The organism is Myxococcales bacterium (assembly GCA_023898405.1).
Taxonomy (GTDB): Bacteria; Myxococcota; UBA727; order UBA727; family JABDBI01.
In genome coordinates this window covers 1953351-1971285 of the sequence record CP060221.1, presented here as the reverse complement: position 1 = coordinate 1971285, position 17935 = coordinate 1953351, and the positions used below count along the sequence as shown (strand labels likewise).

Here is a 17935-nt window from a genome sequence, read left to right as displayed (position 1 = left end):
TTGTGATAAGGCCTTGCATGTACTGGATTTTCACAATCGTAAAAATATTGAAGCGCGGTTGCCAAGCTTTAGTAATCGAGAAAAAATTACCTTAAAAGAAGGCAGCAACAGCATCATAGAAAGCATTAAAAAAGAACTTAAAAATTATTTTGCAGGCAATCTCAAAAACTTCACCACTCCCATTCAATTTGACGGAACAACATTTCAAAGGTGCGTGTGGCAGGCTCTTTTAGAAATTCCTTTTGGTGAAGTACGTAATTACAGCGAACAAGCTCATCGCATCAAAAAACCTCAAGCCTTTCGAGCCGTTGCCAATGCGAATGGCAAAAATTTTCTAAGTATTATTGTTCCCTGCCATCGAGTCATTAATAAAAACGGAAACTTAGGCGGCTATGGTGGTGGAATCGAAAGAAAAGCTTGGCTACTTAATCATGAGAAAAATTATTAAATCTAAGCTGTTTTGAAAAAGTTTTTTCTAGGCCTTTAAAACTAGTTTTGGCAAATAGTGGCGCTACTATTTGCCAAATGAACTCAAATAACCTTTAAAAATCCTAGACTTGGCCGAGCGGCTCTAGTTCTTATCGTCTTCGTCAAGCACAAATGAGCGTTTTTTCCGATTAAGGAGGGAATTAATTTCATCTCTTTTGCGTAAAACATCTCGATGACGTTTAAAACGCTCAACCATCACTTTCTTTGCAACCTCTTTACTTTTTTGAAGATTTTTTTGAACTCGGCTACTACCTTCTTTGAAGCTTCTTGTGCGAGAGCTTTTTATGCTATCATCTCCATCACCTCTTCTAAAGCTTCGGCGATTACTATCACTATGCCTTCTATCACCAAAGGTTCTTCTGTTATGTTGGCGAAACCTTCTGAAATCTCTTTGAGAATTACTTCTGCGAAATTTTCTTCTCACGGAATCAAAATCTCTTCTCCACCATTTCTTCCATCTCCAACTGCGATGGTGTCTGTGATGCCTCAATCTTTCAACGAATACTCCGCGATCGAGCCAGCTCCAATCAGAGCCATAGTCTGATGGATAATATCGTGTAAGCGGTATTGGCTGAGAAACACAGCTCACCACTGGTTCATATCGTTCATCTCCCACAAATATTTGGGCAACGACAAATGAATCCTCAGGTGTAGAATATCGAATTACATCGCTGTAATCGCCATAAGGATCTTGCCCGATCAAACCAACATTTTCAGCAACTTCAACCGTCTGAAGATATCTAGTGTCATAGCGATCGGGAAAGACAAAAATCAAACCATCAGGACCTTGTCTCACCATACCCAAACGAACGATATGGCCTGGCAAAGCGTTGCTTGTGGAAGCATCAGAACATCCTTCAGGAAATCCACTTACCATGGCTGCAGATATATCGAGCGCGAAAAGCGAAATAATCGCCAACAACGACATTCTAAAATTCATAAAAAAATCCTATTAAATACAGTGGTTAAAATAGTTCCACTAATACCAACAGGATACTTACTAACTCACTTGCCATGGTTCAAACCAATCAGATCAAGTCAGTTGATAAAACACACTATTTCTAGGGGCTTAACTAACGACATTGATCGGAACTTCTGAGATATAGAGCTTGGGCAGCATTTTTACATTGAGCTCATTCAGTTCATTCTGCAAATCGCGATTGGAAAATCTTGAAGTCACTAAAATAGCATTTTCAACTGCCGCCTGACTAATGACATCCAGCCCATCGAGCTCTTGATGCAGAAGTTCATAATCAGCAAGCAAAATAGTTTTATTTTTTTGTTCGTCCTTTAGTTGATGTATGTAGCTCAACGCTTCTTTTCCTTGTTCAAAATATTTCAAGGTCGCATCCTGAAATTTATCTCTCAAGCGCAACTCCCAGGCCTTATGGATGGAGGGATCGTCATCCAAAATTACAATCATGCCCTTGTCAAATATGTCTAATACTTCAGCGACCCAATGTGGTTGTTCTTTTTTATTGAAGCTCAGTTTAATTTTTGTGCCGACATTTTGAGAGGAATCAATAGCCAAACTTCCGCCATTGCGCTGCAATGTATCGCGCACCTGAGCATAACCAATGCCATGCCCTTCAGCTTTTCCTTCAGTAACAGAAATATCATTCATGATCTTCTCGACCACATGTTGCGACATTCCCTTTCCATTGTCCTCGACAACAATATCGATGGAAGTTCCACTGACATTGAGGCAAACAGTAATAATACCGTGCCTCTTCTCACAGGCCTCTACAGCATTATTTATTAAATTTGAAATCATGCGCTTAAAAGCAGCCTCGCTGGCAAATAAGAACGCTAGGTAGCCTGCTGGATTGATCGATATTCTAAACTCAACATCAAGATTAAAAAATTCATATTTCTTCTCAGAAATAATTTCCTGAAGCGCTAGGGATATTTGAAAATTATTTTTTTCAAATTTATTTTGCTCTTCATTTTTTTTATTTCTCTCTGGCCAATATTTTTCCAACAAATTATTGGCAATATCATTAATTCGTTTTGATGCACCATTGATAACATCACGAATCTCTTCGGGAATATTTTTTGTGTAAGAAGATAAAATCAATAAACTTGCAAGAGGCGATCGTATATCGTGTACTGCCTGATCTATGATCTCTTTAAATATCTTCTGCTCTTTGATCAATTTATTCTGATAGCTATTTTCAATCTCTAAGCGTTCGTTTTCGTTGCGCAGACGCTCTGCTTCTTTTTCTGCCGTAGTGTCAATTGAAGTGCCAACAATACCAATGACCGCTCCGTCATCATTATAAAGCGGCGCTTTTATGGATGAAAAATATTTGACTTGGCCGGTTGTAATATCATTAATTTTCTCTTCTTGCGCCAACACATTACCCGTATCCATAACAAGGTTATGATGATTCAAAATATGTTCGGCTATGTCAGTTGAATAAAATTCATATGGAGTTTTACCCACTATAGCTCTTGAGGTACCAATCGCCTTAAGACAGTGCTCATTAATTCCTAAAACTACTCCATTTCTATCATGCCAATAGACAGGCACTGGCAGCGCCGGAGCTGCTACTTCCAAAGCTCTAAAAATTTTACTTTGCTTAAAAGAAAGTGGACGGGTATTAGTTCTTAATTGTTCATAACAGTGTTTAACTTCCCCTTTCTCAAAATCAGCATAATAATGATTAACAGCAAGAGGGTCATCTGGTTCATACTTAAATGCATGCTCCATGGTCAATGGATATCCAATTCTCTGGTAGAATTTTTTCAGAAAATTATTATGAGTGCAGCAGCTCAGAGAAAAACCTTTTTCGTAGCAATAGCGAAAAACTTCCAAAAACAAATTCTTAATGATTCCTGGCGTAATGTACTGAGGCAAAATAGCAAACTTGGTCAGCTCATAACACTTGTCCTTATTCTGAGGCAAAAAAGCATGGAGAACTTTGCTATCCTCATAACCTTCAAGCTCCAATTTATTATCGCTATCAACCCCTTGAATACGGATACACGAAACGATTTGAGAATTTTCAAAAACACCAAACCAAGTTGAAATATCAACAAATCTATCGAGCAAAAGTTTTTTGCCGTTGCGTTCTTCAATTCTTAAATGCGAGGGATTATCAGGCAAGAATTTCCAAGCCATCCTTTCAATATAAACGTGGTACAAAAGGTTGCACGCACTTTCAATTTCTTCTCGTGTCGTTAGTCTACGAATATTTTTCATGGTCATTATTTTCAGTTTAAGTTATGGATATTTATTACAAATTTCTACCATATGGCATATATAATAAACGCATCAACATGCAATACCAGGGCGTTCTGCTTTATGATATTTTTCATATTTCTCAAAAGATTATTCTTGCAAACACATTACAATTCCAACCTAATCATTTTTAAATACATAAAATACGCACTAACTATATCGTTTATTAACATAAATTCATTTTCCTGATGGGCAACTTCTAACGATCCCGGGCCAATCAACATAATCTCCGATCCCACATCGCGCAGATAAGGAGCATCTGAGCCAAAGCCTGCAATAAAGGTGGGAACTCCATCGGGTATTTTATAATCAAAAGGATCACTCCTAGAAAAAATTTCTAAGCGAGTATTAGAATTTAAATGAGACTGCAAACTAATCAGAATTTGCTCCGCCGATTCACTAAGTCTCATGATACACTGCGCTCGAGCTTCGGCAGCAAAGGTGTTGCGAGCCCTTCCAGCTTTAAGCATACCAATATTAAGCAGGGTTTCACCAAAACGATCGTTTTTAGGCCATCTTTCTTTGAGCATCGATTCAAGCACGTGAATCATATCATGGCTTGCCGAAAAACCATGAGCAGGCAAGGAGCTATGCGCTTCTTTTCCCTGTACAACAATATCAAAAACCAAACTTCCCTTTTGAGCACGTGCAGCTTTCAGGGATGTCGGCTCACCAACAATAACAGTGCGAGCGCGTCCTTTTAATAAGGCATTGCATTTCTTTGCTCCGTCGCTCGCCTCTTCTTCTCCAACGGTGAGCAACACTGCAACATCATCTACACCTTCGTTTTGCATTTTTTTTAAAACAAGCAGCATGCATGCGGCAATACCTTTAGCATCACACGCCCCACGACCTTTCAATAAGCCATCCTCGATCGATGGAGCAATGAAAGGAGGAACCGTATCCACATGAGTACACAACAGAGTTCGGTACAGCGGACGCTTTTTGACAGCAATCAAGAGATTGAATCTTTTTGTATCAAGCGAAATTTTTTCACAGTGGAAATTATGTTTGCGTGACCATTGCACTATAAAATCTAACACTGCCCCTTCGTCAAAAGTAAGCGAAGGAATATCACATAAAGAAAAAGCCAAATGAGAAAGAGATTCTTCTAAATTATTCTCCAAGATGACTCGCTCCAAAAATATCAAATTGCTCTTGGTGAAACGATCCTCTAGGACGTACAACTATCTGCTTACCAATGCTTTCTTCTATTTTTTCCAAATTATCGTGCTCTTCACCATAAACCAAATCCACCACTTCAGGATGAGCATGCACGATTATACACGGCTCAAATAAATTCTTTCCCCTGGTAAGAAGCTGACGAAAAATTTCATAAACGATAGTTTGTTTTGATTTAAGGGTGCCCTTCCCATCACAGTAAAAACACTGCTCACACATTCTTCTTTCTAGACTCTCTCTCGTGCGCTGACGCGTCATCTCCACTAATCCAAGCTCACTAATTTTATCCACCTTACAACGAGCTCTATCTTTTTTAAGCGCCTCTATCAAAGCGTTCAAAACTTTATCTCGATCGCTTTGTGTTTCCATGTCAATAAAATCGACAATCACCATTCCACCAATATTTCGCAAGCGCAATTGGTAGGCTACCTCTCTTACTGCTTCGAGATTGGTCCTAAGAATGGTGTCTTCAAGATTTCTCTTTCCTACGAAGCGTCCGGTATTAATATCGATAACGGTCAGTGCTTCAGCTTGATCAATAATAAGATACCCGCCTGAACGAAGCCAAACTTTTCGACTCATGGCGCGAGCGATTTCCGACTCAACCCCGAATGATTCAAATATTGGCTCGTTTCTGTCGTATAGTTCAAGCTTTTCAGCCATCGGTGGGTAAAAAATTTCAAAAAACTTTTTTGCTCGTTCGTAAGCTTCTTGACTATCGACAACAATGCGACTTAGCGAATCATGAGGCATATCTCGAGCACATTTTAATAAAATATCAAGCTCTGGCTGCACCAATGCAGGTGCTTTCAAAGTTTTAAGACGACTTTGCACTTCTGACCACAGTGAAACGAGATAATCGCAATCAGCTAATATTTTCTCGTCAGCCACACCCTGGGAAACAGTGCGCGACACAAAACCGCTTTCAGAAGGTTTTTTTTGAAGAAGAAGAGATTTCAAGCGCTCTCTCTCTTCATCTTCTATAATTTTTCGGCTAATGCCGATGTGATCATAGTTCGGCATAAAGACAACATGCCTACCAGGAATAGAAATATTACAGCTGATCCGCGGCCCCTTAGTTCCTATGGGATCCTTGGTTACTTGTACTAAAATTTCTTGCCCTGGCCTCAGCAATTCTTCGATTTTATGACGTTCTTTTGCTGTTTTCTTGTGTTTGAAAGATATTTCTTGAACCTTTTCCTCTTCATGCTCCTGCGCTTCATCAAAATTTGACCGCGCATGTTCTTCTAATGCATCATTTGGATCAAGACTAGGCTGAGATCTAACGACATCTCCAACATACAAGAAAGCAGCTTTACCAATACCCAACTCTACGAAAGCGGCCTGCATTCCTGGCAAAACTCTTTGAACTTTACCAAGATAAATATTGCCAACTAAGCCACGATCGGCATGACGTTCAACCATTAGCTCTGTTACGACACCGCCTTCAAGTAAAGCGATTCTGGTCTCAAACGAGGCCTCATTTACGATCAGCTGGTCACTCACAGTTTTTCCTCAGGTTAAAAATCGATATTTCTTAGCGCTCTTTAGTTCGCCGTGTTCTTTTTCTCAAAGACATTCCCACACTCATGCGCTTAAGATTGGCAATTGACTCAATCCGTCGCTCTGCCATTGTTTTTGCGGCATTAAGTGTCGATATTTTTTCGTTTTCTGCAATCATCAGCACCTGCTCTACTATATCGTAGATGGTAGCAGCCTGAGCCAAGGCGTGCTTACGATTATAACCGGCCAACTCATTCGAGACATTGATCAAACCACCGGCACTTACGACAAAATCCGGCACATAGGTAATTCCTCTATCTTGCAATCGCACACAATCACTGTCTTCCTGGGCCAAAACATTATTTGCTGATCCCGCAACGATTTTACACTGCAGACGCGGAATGGTATCCCCGTTAAGCGTTCCCCCTAAGGCGCATGGTGCAAAGATATCGCAGGGGAAGTCATAAATTTCATTCACCGACACAAAATCTACTGACTCGTATTCGCTTTTTACTCGTTTAATACGCTCTTCATCAATATCTGAAACTACAACATGCGCTTGCTCACTAAGCAGGTGAGCTATCAGGTGAAAACCTACCTGGCCTACACCCTGTAACACCACGGTCCGTCCTTTTAAGCTATCACTGCCATAATCTTTTTTCAGAGCAGCTCGCATACCGTGATAGACCCCTAATGCTGTCACCGGACTTGGATCGCCCGAGCCTCCTAAGGCACGTGTAATCCCTGTTACGTGCTCGGTCTCCATACGGATCCACTCCATATCTTTTACGGTCGTGCCTACGTCTTCAGCAGTAATGTAGCGTCCAGCCAAACTGTCAATAAAACGACCAAAAGCGCGAAATATTGACTCGGATTTCATGCTTTTAGACTCACCAATAATTACTGCTTTACCACCACCAAGATTAAGACCGGCCGCTGCAGCCTTGTACGTCATTCCTCTAGAAAGACGTAAAACATCATCAAGTGCATCTTCTTCGGTTTGATAATTCCACATTCGGCAACCGCCCAGAGCTGGGCCTAAGACGGTATTATGAATCGCGATTATCGCTTTTAAACCCGATCGTTTATCAAAACAATAAACAACTTGTTCATGTTCTTTGGATTTCATTTTTTCAAAAATGCTCATCTTATATTGTTTCCTAATTTTACACTTCAATGTGGCCGCAAAACACTTCCACGGCAGCGCCTGATTGGGTAATTCTAAACCTAGCACTCGATCGAGAACATACTAGAGGGTCAAGCTTTAAGAAAATATCTCCTCCTAGCTGGTGAATAGTTGTCGATGAAATATCATCATGCATAGCTAAAGCCATGGCTGCAGCGATAGCTCCACTACCACAACTTTTCGTAAAGCCCACTCCTCTTTCATGCACCATCGACCGTCGCGTTCCTCGCGACACAAACCCAAGATTAAAATTTTCCCAGTCATAATAGTTTTGTTTAATCACAGCGAGCATCGCCTCTGCTTCGTATTCCTTTTCAAAAACAAAAACGAGGTGATCATTTCCCAAACTTGCTTTGTAGACCTCTGTAGCTTGCCCTAAAAAATTAGTATTTTCAATGTGATCAATCAAACACTCACCCATGTCGACAGATACATAGTGAGCCTTTTTAGTACATGTGTACGTTCGTTGCCCAAGCTCTATATCCAATATATTGCCCACTATTTCTTGTCTCTTAAATCCCCACTGAGCCGCACAACGCAAACCATTGCCGCAATTTTGAGCAATGCTTCCATCAGCATTAATAACGTGCATCATCAAATTTTGCTTTGTCTTTTGATTTTCTTTAGGGTTTGTATCACCTGCCGCGTCCACCAATAAAATTCCATCTGCCCCAATACCACGGTGACGATCACACAAAAATGAAGCCCGCTTTACCAACCAATCAATTTGCTGTCTAAGGCTTGATGATATTTTTTCTCCCTCGATAATAATAAAATCGTTACCATTGGCATTATATTTAGTAAAACTAAGACCGCTGTTCTCATTTATAGATTCATAATTATAAAGAGGTTTTTCATGCATAAAAAATCCTTACTATTTCTCTTAGTACACCTAATTTATTTATCAGGCTGCATCAGCATAAAAAGCAATGATATGATTTCTACCAACAAAAAAAACCAGCCACAATACTGGTTAAAGAGCTCTGCATTTGTCGGCAACTTTTATGATGATGATCAAATAAAATTAATTGATATAAAACCATTCTCAACTATCGATGAAGCCACTACCGTTGATGGTTTTCAGCTACTTCCCCCTCCTCCATCTCATATAATTCCTGCGGGTACGCTCGTTAAAATTGTTTCCATCTCCCACCCAACCCTTCAAGAAAAGCTAAAAAGACCTCTTTATTCTCCGAGAAGCAATATTTGGGTTTTATTTCAAGTAGCCAAAGAAAGAGGGCGGGTAAATATTTTTAATCCTGAATTACATATCCTGATCATTCCGCAAGCGCTTAAAAGCGATGAACAGATCAAGAGCTACCTGGCTCGATACCTAAGTACCCACAACCCTAATCAGTGGATTTTAAAAGAGCCTTCGCATATTCAGCAAGCCATCTGGCAAAAGCACCCTATTGTGGGAATGAACAAGGATCAAATCGAAGCATGCCTGGGTTCGCCGCTTAAAAAGCAATTCATAAAGGAATCTAACAAAAATGACATTCAAGAGCTCTGGCATTTTGACGATTATTTTATTTTTTTTGATAAAGAAAAAGTCATAAAAATAAGCTCACTAAAAAATATGGCAAAAATGAATGAAAATAAAAACGCTCTTACAAATTTCCAGCAGGCAAGTAATTCGTGATATCCCCTCAGTTAATACCTGCAAGACCATCAGCAAACTTAGGCAATTTTTAGCTTGATTAGCAAAAACGACAAAAATTCCTGGAAAATTTATGAAACCTCTGCCTCTGCTGACTTATCTTTTCTCAAATATATGTTTGGAATTTTAAAGAAATAGATCACGCTTCGAGTTGCAAAAATTCCTATCGCCGTAATCACTAGCGCATACTTAATAAAACGAGTTTGGGCAGCATGAGATTGGTTGATCAAAAATAAAGATAAGAGCAGCCCCCAGAATATGGCTATTTCAGGTAAGATGCCACCTCTCAACGCCATGATTTCTCTATTTTTCCCAATGATATCACGCAGAATTCCGCCACCCGTGCCAGTCACTAGAGCAAAGAAGGGTCCCCACAGCCATAGTGGATTCACTTTAGCCACCACTGAAACAACGATACCAGAAATAGTAAATGCAGCTAAACCTAGGGCTTCGGAAAATGCCAAAACGTGCACAAGCCAATTTTGTCTACCCAGATGCGAAAAAACCGGCCACTGTAGCCGCTCCATAATTCTCACAAAAAAGAATGCTATTACTATGACACAAAGCACCATGATAAAGTTGCTTGGATTGGCCATAGCTCTCACAGGAAAACGATCAAAAACCAAATCGCGCACTACGCTTCCGCCTAAGGAAGGCAACACCGCAAGCATTGCTGTTCCAAAAATCGTTGCTCTATCCCTATAGGCAATAACGAGCCCTGATACAGCCATTCCCAAAGCACCAATAAATTCGAACAGACGAAACCATATGGTATCAACTGTCTGCAAAAGCACCACTGGATAAAAATAAAACTCTACAATCTTGGCCATTTCGCCACTGCTCACTAATTTATTGATCGCAATATTTACAGAATTTACAATATCAATATTCACCACTTTTTTACTAAAAATAAAATATACTGGAGTTTTTATACCAAGCTCTATTTCAGTAAATTTTGAACCAAGCGACATACGCCAGATAGCCGTCGACCCAGAAATTCTATCGGCAAAAAAACCATCAATTTTTTTCTGGTTAAGCTTCTCTACATTCTCATTATCGTTTGTTGAAAATATAACGAGGCCAGTTTCTACATTTCTTTTAATCCACTCGTTAATAATTTTATTTCCATATACAAAACCACGCACGACTCCAATTTTAACACTGTTTTTTTCTATATATTTTATAAGTTCATTTACATCTGAAAAATCAAATTTATCCTGGTCGCTGCGTCGCACAAATAAAGAATTTTCTTCATACCTATATGGGATGGAATAGTAGGCGAACTCGGCCCTCTCCTCTGTATAAGTTGCACCCGCAGCATAATCTACTTCGCCATTTTTAATTCTTTCAATATGATCATGCCATGGAATTGGCTTCAACTCAGGCTGCATATCAGCTTCTTCAAATACTTTTTTTGTTATCTGAATATCTAAACCGACAAGACTGCTTTCATCTTTTGGCTTGGCTAAATACTGGTAAGGGTCCCACCAATACCAGCCTCCGCTAAGCTTTACTTTGCCGTGATCAAGCAGCTCGCCATGAGCAACCGATCCACAACATAACAATAAAAACAGATATTTTAATACTCTCATTTCAAAATAATATTACAAGAAAATTTTTTACACTAAATTTTTCAATTTTATTACTTATTACACTATCAATCTGCAGGTTTTCTAAAATATAAATTTGGAACTTTAAAAATCTGCACAACTACCCTTGTTAAAAAGACTCCAGCGACGGTAATTATAACCGCCCATTTAATGAGACGGGTTTCAACATTTTGTGACTGATAAATAAGAAAAAGCGACAAAAAGAATCCCCAGACAACTACTATCTCGGGCATCAATATCCCTTTAAGACTCATGATTTCTCTTTGCTTACTGAGAAGATCGCGCAAGATTCCTCCCCCAACCCCTGTTACCAAAGCAAAAACTGGTCCCCATAACCACAAAGGCTCAACTCTCACCATCACTGAGACAACGATTCCAGAAACAGTAAACGCCGAAAGACCTAAGGTATCTGAAATTCCCAACAATAAAGATTGCCAATTTCGATGATATTCAAGAAATTGAGGTTTCACACCATAACGCTCACTTACCCTAATAACAAAAAAACCAATAAGGACCGTTAGCATAACAGCATAAAGATAGCTGGGATATTCAATAGCGCCGATAGGAAAACGATCAAATATGACATCTCGCACAATCCCACCACCCATCGATGGAAGCAACGCCAAAACAAATGTTCCAAACAGCGTGGCTCTATCTCTATAAGCAATGACCAAACCTGAAATGGCAAAAGCTATTGTTCCTATAAATTCAACAATGCGAAACCACAGCGCATCAACCGTTTGTAAAAGCAAAATGGGGTGAAGATACCACGAAACAATTTTGTTGTATGCTTTGCTTTCATGAAGCATATCGATAGCCTGGTTAAATTTTTCCACCATGGCTGGAGATACTGTTTTTTTACTAAACATAAGATGAATTGGAGTTTTTAGACCTAACACCACTTCGTTGACTTGTTTACCAAGACCTTGACGCCAAATTGCGGTAGCTCCCACTAGCCTGTCAGCTAAAAATCCATCTATTTCTCCATTCAGAAGCTTTTTTAGACTGCCGTAATCATCTGCTGATGGATTAATCAAAGCTTGATTATCTGGATCGCTCACCCACTCATTGATTCTTGGATCAGCATAAATAAAACCATCTACAACACCAAGACGAAATGATTTTAGTTTGATGTCTCGTAATAATTCGCTCACCCCTTCAAATTGTAATACGCCTTCTTCACCTCTTCTTACAAACAATGAGTTTTCTTCAAAACGATAGGGTTTAGAAAAATAAACGTATTCACTACGCTCTTGCGTGAACGTTGCACCCGCAGCAAGATCGCGTTTCCCTGATTTGAGATCCAACTGATGTTGTCTCCACGAGACTTCATTGTACACGACTTCTTTATTCAAAATTTTGAATATTTCTCTTACCAGCTCAACATCCAAACCTGTCAGAGTAGGCCTTTGATTTTCTTCATTTTTTACATATTGATAAGGATCCAACTGATACCAACCAGCAATATATTTATTTTTTTCTGGTAAAAGTTCTTCAGCATGCATGCGATGAGATGTCACACAAAACATCACATAAACAATAATAAATTTTAAAATCTGCTTTCCCATTTTAATATTATATTTATTCTATAACTAAAGGCTAAACAATTGTCACCAAAGCCTATAAAAATATTTCCAAAGTCTTGGCTAACTAATTATTCATGATTATAAGACGGGAGATCATTGTAGACCTCAGGTTCTTTATGAGTTTTTCTTTTTCTCATAAATCAGCTGCAATCTGTTTCTTTCTCATCCCAAGTTGCAAAAAATATTATGACATTTTTAAACACTTCTCACACAAAGGAGAGCACTGTGGAAACTCAAAAACATTCTACTTTTAATGATGGAACGGAAGTATTTTTCATTCTTAAAAATCAAAACGTAGTTAATAATCAAAAAACCCTTCCAAACGATTTCTACGTCAAGGGCATAATGGAAAATGGTCGTTTTAAAGCCACGAGCCAGGTTTTAGGGCTTGGGGAATTGGCGACTCAAGGACGCTATGGATGGATAGAGCTCAACAGCAAAGAATTTTTCCCCATGGAATCGGATCAAAAAGCTAACACTCCTTTTGTCAAAGGCTACATGACCGATAGCGGTTTTTACCCATCAGAACGCGAAGTAATAGATGCACCATAAGCCCTGATTCTGCGAGAAAAGCACATGCGTTATTTTAATCATTCGCCTGATTCCATCCACTTTATGCTGAAAACAATTGGCAAAAAGTCACTTGATGAATTGGTATACTCTATCCCCTCAAAGCTCAGAGTTAATCAAGATCTTACTCTCCCATCGGCCATGGATGAGCTTCAGCTCAAACAGGAATTCACCAAGCGAACTACTATGCCTGGAATGAAAAATTTCATTGGCGCAGGTGCAACGCAACACTTCGTACCAGAATGGGTATCACAGCAATTGCTCAGGGCTGAGTGGTATACATCTTACACCCCATACCAGCCCGAAGTTTCCCAAGGTACGCTTCAAGCAATTTTTGAATTCCAATCTATGGTGGCATCGCTTTTTGGCCTCGAAATTGCTAATGGCTCCATGTACGATGGAGCAACAGCTTTGGTTGAAGCCTTACTCATGGCTATCAGAATAACTGGCAAAAAAAATATTGCCATTTGCCAGACGCTGCATCCAGAGTATCGAGCAACTCTGAAAACTTATTTAGAGCCCATCGGAGTCAATATCACTGAAATACCGTTTAATTCGCTAGGAGTAAGTGATCTTGAATTTTTGGAGTCTCTTTTAAAAAGCCATGAGCTCGCTGCTGTTGCTTTTTCTTCTCCAAATTTCTTTGGGCGTATCGAAATGTGTCAAGATTTTCACTCGCTCCTCCACTCACAGCAAACATTGCTCATCGCCTGCACTACCGATCCGAGCGCATGCGCACTGTGGCCATCCTTTGGCTTTGGTGGAGCAGATATAGCAGTAGGAGAAGGTTTGGGATTTGTCGGCTCCCTTAATTTGGGCGGACCTGGTGTGGGTCTTTTGGCGAGCAAAAAAGCGTTTTTAAGACAGATCCCAGGAAGGCTGGTGGGTTACACAAATGATAAACGTGGCCACTCATCCTATTGTTTAACTCTCTCAACAAGGGAGCAACATATTAGACGGGAGAAAGCTACCTCCAATATTTGCACCAACCACAACCTCTGTGCTTTAGCCTTTGCCATGAGTATGTCTGCCTATGGTAAGAGTGGGCTTAAAAACCTTGCTATGAGAAATATAAAGAAGACTCTGCTTTTTAGAAAATATCTCAGACAAATGCATGTGGCTATTGAATTTAATGGTCCACACTACAACGAAAGCGTTATCAACCTAAAAAATGATTCTATTCTTGATGAGCGTTTGGCTGAAGCTCGCAAATACAAGCTGGCTGCTGGATTAAAACTTTCACGTTTCTATCCTTCTTTGGCTGGCCACTTACTCGTCAATACGACCGAACTCCATAGCGATCAAGATATAAAAAAACTAGCAACTATTCTTAGTGGTGCATCTCATGAATAATAGAAAATATGCAAGTTTAGGTGTTGAAGTACATGAATCGCTGATTTTTGAACGTTCTTTGCCTGGGGTGTCTGGCATCGATTTCTTTGAAGATCAGCCCGATGAAAATATCGCTACAGAAGAGTTTAAAAAAGCTTTGGGCGATCGTCAAAGAAATCTGGATGATGAACTTCTATTACCCCAGATAAGTGAACCTGATGCGGTGAGGCACTATACACGATTGAGCAAAAAAAATTTTTCAATCGATGCTAATAGCTATCCTTTGGGCAGCTGCACCATGAAATATAACCCCAAAGTGCATGAATGGGCAGCTCGAATGCCAGGCATTTCTGAATTGCATCCCTATTTTTTAGAACACGATATCCAACCTGCTCTAGAAATCTACTATGAGCTGCAGGAATTTTTAGCTAAAATAGGTGGCTTTGATGCCGTCTCTTTGGCTCCCTCCGCCGGAGCGCAGGGCGAATTTGCGGGCCTTGCCATGATAAATAAAGCTCTCAAAGATCGCGGTGAGAATAGACACAAAATCTTGGTTCCTAAATCTGCTCACGGGACAAACCCTGCTACTGCAGCTTATTTTTCCTATGAAGTTATCTCACTGGACATCGGGCAAGATGGCCGCGTTATCACTTCCCAAGTGGCAGAACTGATGGATGATTCCTGCGCAGGTATCATGCTCACCAATCCCAATACCTTAGGCATCTTTGAATCAGATATCGCATCTATAACCCAAATTGTACATGAGCGTGGTGGCTATGTTTATGGCGATGGGGCAAACCTTAATGCTTTGATGGGATTGACACGACCCGGTGATTGGGGAGTTGATGTCATGCACTTTAATCTCCACAAAACCATGACAACTCCTCACGGAGGTGGCGGACCTGGCTGTGGCGCCCTTGGGGCAGCTAAAAGCCTTGCTCCCTATTTACCAATACCCATAGTGAAAAAAAACGAACAGAATTATCACGTTGCAGAGTGCCCGCAGTCTATTGGTCGTATCCGAAGCTTTTTTAGTAATTTTGCCATGGTAATAAGGGCGTGGTGCTATATAAAATCTCTTGGCTCCCAAGGCTTGAAAGAGGCATCTTTATTAGCCATATTAAATGCAAATTATATTCGAGCTCAACTCGAGCCGTACTACCATCTGCCTTACAAAAGCGACTGTCTTCATGAGGTGGTTTTTAGCGATAAAAAACAAAATGAATACGGAGTAAATGCGCTGGACATTGCTAAAAGAATTATTGATTTTGGCATTCACCCTCCAACCATGTATTTTCCCCTCAACGTAAAAGGTGCGCTCATGATCGAGCCGACCGAAACAGAGTCACTTTATGATCTAAACGCCTTAATCAATGCTTTTATTGAAATTGCTAAGGAAAGTAAGCACACACCAGACTTTGTAAAAAATGCGCCCCATAACACCTCACTTTTGCGTCCAGATGAGGTCAAAGCTGCCAGAAATCCAATACTTAGCTATCAAGAATTGCAAAAACTCCACCAGCAAAGTGAGGATAAAACCCAAAGCCCATCGGATAAAGTTCTCTTTGCCGCGGCATAATTTTTGACAGTTCCCCTCAGCCTTGCTGCCTTGACACTGGCAATCAATATTCTACCGTGACCAAATCAGTACTAACTTGGTACTATTTGGTTAAAGAAATGTTTAAGATTGCCAGATTAACAGATTACGGAGTCGTGCTTTTGGGCTTTTTAGCAAGTCGACAAGCACAATCGCCTATCTCTGCTCGCGATCTTTCAAAAGCTTCTGGTCTTCCCCTGCCAACGGTAAGCAAACTTTTAAAATTGCTTGCCAAGCATAAAATTGTCAGCGCTACCCGCGGTACGAGCGGAGGATATCAATTATCTCTCCATCCTGATCAGGTTTCGCTTTTAGAAATAATTGAAGTTTTTGAAGGCAGCCAATCCACCATTTCGTGTTTGAGCTTGCACCATCAAAGATGCCCACTCGATGGCCATTGCCCACAAAGAAATGGGTGGCAGATTGTTCACAACAAACTTACTCACTTGCTCAAACAAATAAGCTTGTCAGAATTAATCTCTTCTGAAGCTTGTGCACCAACTCTTATTAGAGGAATTAGACATGGCTAGCCCTGAATTGAAAGAATTTACCGAACAGCCCTATGCTTACGGCTTTTCCACTAAGATAGAGACAGAACAAACTCCCCCGGGACTAAGCGAAGAGATCGTTCGCACTATCTCCATGAAAAAAGAAGAGCCACAATGGCTGCTTGATTTTCGCCTCAAAGCCTTCGCTCATTTTTGCACTTTGCTGCGCGAAAATAAAACACCTCAATGGGCTCATCTCAAGATTGCTCCTATCGATTTTAATGATATTGTTTATTATTCAGCGCCCAAGAAAAAGCCTAAGCTCAATAGTCTCGATGAAGTGGATCCAGAAATTCTCAAGACCTACGAAAAATTAGGCATTCCATTGCATGAACAAAAAATGCTCGCCAATGTTGCTGTGGATGCGGTCTTTGACAGTGTTTCGGTTGCCACCACATTTAAAGAAAAACTAAAAAGCGCCGGAGTAATTTTTTGTAGTTTTTCTGAGGCCGTTAAAGAGCATCCAGAACTGGTTAAAAAATATTTAGGCTCGGTTGTTCCCTATACTGATAATTTTTATGCCTGCCTTAACTCAGCAGTGTTTAGCGATGGATCATTTTGCCTAGTTCCCAAAGGTGTGCGCTGCCCTATGGAGCTTTCCACTTATTTTCGTATCAATGCTTCAAATACTGGGCAATTTGAACGAACCTTGATCATCGCCGAAGATGATGCAGTGGTAAGCTACCTCGAAGGCTGTACTGCTCCAATGCGCGATGAAAATCAACTGCATGCTGCTGTTGTTGAATTAGTAGCACTAAAAAATGCCCATATAAAATATTCCACTGTGCAAAATTGGTATCCCGGAGACAAAGACGGTAAAGGTGGAATCTATAATTTTGTGACCAAACGAGGAGTATGCTCGGGCGACAACTCAAAAATTTCTTGGACTCAAGTAGAAACAGGATCTGCTATTACCTGGAAATACCCCAGCGTTATTTTGAAAGGCGACAACTCCGTTGGTGAATTTTATAGCGTCGCGGTAACCAACAATCACCAACAAGCAGACACCGGAACCAAGATGATCCACTTGGGAAAAAATACCAAAAGCACAATTATCTCCAAGGGGATTTCAGCTGGCTTGAGTCAAAACTCCTACCGTGGACTTGTAAAAGTAAGCCCTAAAGCGCAAAACAGTCGTAACTTTTCCCAGTGCGACTCTCTCCTCTTTGGTTCTGCATGTGGTGCGCATACTTTTCCCGTTATTGAAGCGCACAATTCAACAGCTCATATAGAGCACGAGGCAACCACTTCAAAAATTTCAGATGAACAGTTATTTTACTGCCGCTCACGCGGGCTTTCGGATGAAGATGCGGTGAGTCTTATTGTAGGTGGTTTTTGCAAGCAGGTATTTCAAAAACTTCCCATGGAATTTGCTGTTGAAGCACAAAAATTACTCGATATTAGTCTTGAAGGAGCAGTGGGTTAAAT

15 protein-coding genes are annotated in these 17935 nt (G+C 40.3%); 7 read left to right on the top strand and 8 right to left on the bottom strand.

Annotation, left to right across the window (positions count from 1 at the left end):
- Positions 1–85: 85 nt before the first annotated feature.
- On the top strand, positions 86–448 hold the full coding sequence (locus tag H6731_09000; GenBank protein ID USN51975.1) for a methylated-DNA--[protein]-cysteine S-methyltransferase: 363 nt from the start codon (positions 86–88) through the stop codon (positions 446–448).
- Between the two features lie 123 nt (positions 449–571).
- On the opposite strand, the gene H6731_08995 is transcribed toward H6731_09000, so the two are convergent.
- The 6 genes from H6731_08995 to dapF all read right to left on the bottom strand — a co-directional run bounded on the left by H6731_08995 (position 572) and on the right by dapF (position 8466).
- Positions 572–1429: a hypothetical protein gene (locus H6731_08995; protein USN50386.1), complete on the bottom strand. Its 858-nt coding sequence runs from the start codon at positions 1427–1429 to the stop codon at positions 572–574.
- 129 nt (positions 1430–1558) lie between these two features.
- The gene (locus H6731_08990; GenBank protein ID USN50385.1) at positions 1559–3694 is read right to left on the bottom strand and encodes a PAS domain-containing sensor histidine kinase; all 2136 of its coding nucleotides are present in this window, start codon (positions 3692–3694) and stop codon (positions 1559–1561) included.
- 146 nt (positions 3695–3840) lie between these two features.
- Positions 3841–4860, bottom strand: coding sequence for a M20/M25/M40 family metallo-hydrolase (locus H6731_08985; GenBank protein ID USN50384.1), 1020 nt, complete (start codon positions 4858–4860; stop codon positions 3841–3843).
- Positions 4850–6421, bottom strand: coding sequence for an Rne/Rng family ribonuclease (locus tag H6731_08980; protein ID USN50383.1), 1572 nt, complete (start codon positions 6419–6421; stop codon positions 4850–4852). Before H6731_08980 ends, H6731_08985 begins: the two co-directional genes overlap by 11 nt.
- A gap of 31 nt (positions 6422–6452) precedes the next feature.
- A complete protein-coding gene (locus H6731_08975) occupies positions 6453–7565 on the bottom strand; it encodes a Glu/Leu/Phe/Val dehydrogenase (GenBank protein ID USN50382.1) in 1113 nt (370 codons plus the stop codon).
- A 19-nt stretch (positions 7566–7584) separates the two neighbouring features.
- Positions 7585–8466, bottom strand: coding sequence for a diaminopimelate epimerase (dapF, locus tag H6731_08970; GenBank protein USN50381.1), 882 nt, complete (start codon positions 8464–8466; stop codon positions 7585–7587).
- On the opposite strand from dapF, the gene H6731_08965 reads away from it, so the two are divergent.
- Positions 8461–9246, top strand: coding sequence for a hypothetical protein (locus tag H6731_08965; GenBank protein ID USN50380.1), 786 nt, complete (start codon positions 8461–8463; stop codon positions 9244–9246). The two genes, dapF and H6731_08965, sit on opposite strands and share 6 nt — an antisense overlap.
- A gap of 89 nt (positions 9247–9335) precedes the next feature.
- Here the strand turns inward: H6731_08965 and H6731_08960 are convergent, their stop codons facing one another.
- Positions 9336–10856, bottom strand: a complete 1521-nt coding sequence (locus H6731_08960; GenBank protein USN50379.1) for a transporter substrate-binding domain-containing protein — start codon at positions 10854–10856, stop codon at positions 9336–9338.
- Between the two features lie 65 nt (positions 10857–10921).
- A complete protein-coding gene (locus H6731_08955; protein ID USN50378.1) occupies positions 10922–12394 on the bottom strand; it encodes a transporter substrate-binding domain-containing protein in 1473 nt (490 codons plus the stop codon).
- Between the two features lie 291 nt (positions 12395–12685).
- Here H6731_08955 and H6731_08950 point away from each other — a divergent pair, with 291 nt between their 5' ends.
- The 5 genes from H6731_08950 (at position 12686) to sufB (ending at position 17933) form a co-directional block, all read left to right on the top strand.
- Entirely contained in the window at positions 12686–13012 is a 327-nt protein-coding gene (locus H6731_08950; GenBank protein USN50377.1) for a hypothetical protein, read from the top strand.
- Positions 13013–13036: 24 nt separating this feature from the next.
- A complete protein-coding gene (gene gcvPA, locus H6731_08945; protein ID USN50376.1) occupies positions 13037–14383 on the top strand; it encodes an aminomethyl-transferring glycine dehydrogenase subunit GcvPA in 1347 nt (448 codons plus the stop codon).
- A complete protein-coding gene (gene gcvPB / locus H6731_08940) occupies positions 14376–15941 on the top strand; it encodes an aminomethyl-transferring glycine dehydrogenase subunit GcvPB (protein ID USN50375.1) in 1566 nt (521 codons plus the stop codon). Before gcvPA ends, gcvPB begins: the two co-directional genes overlap by 8 nt.
- 98 nt (positions 15942–16039) lie before the next feature.
- Positions 16040–16489, top strand: a complete 450-nt coding sequence (locus H6731_08935; protein ID USN50374.1) for an Rrf2 family transcriptional regulator — start codon at positions 16040–16042, stop codon at positions 16487–16489.
- Positions 16482–17933: a Fe-S cluster assembly protein SufB gene (gene sufB / locus H6731_08930; protein USN50373.1), complete on the top strand. Its 1452-nt coding sequence runs from the start codon at positions 16482–16484 to the stop codon at positions 17931–17933. The genes H6731_08935 and sufB overlap by 8 nt, the downstream gene beginning before the upstream one ends.
- The last annotated feature ends 2 nt before the right edge of the window (positions 17934–17935 follow it).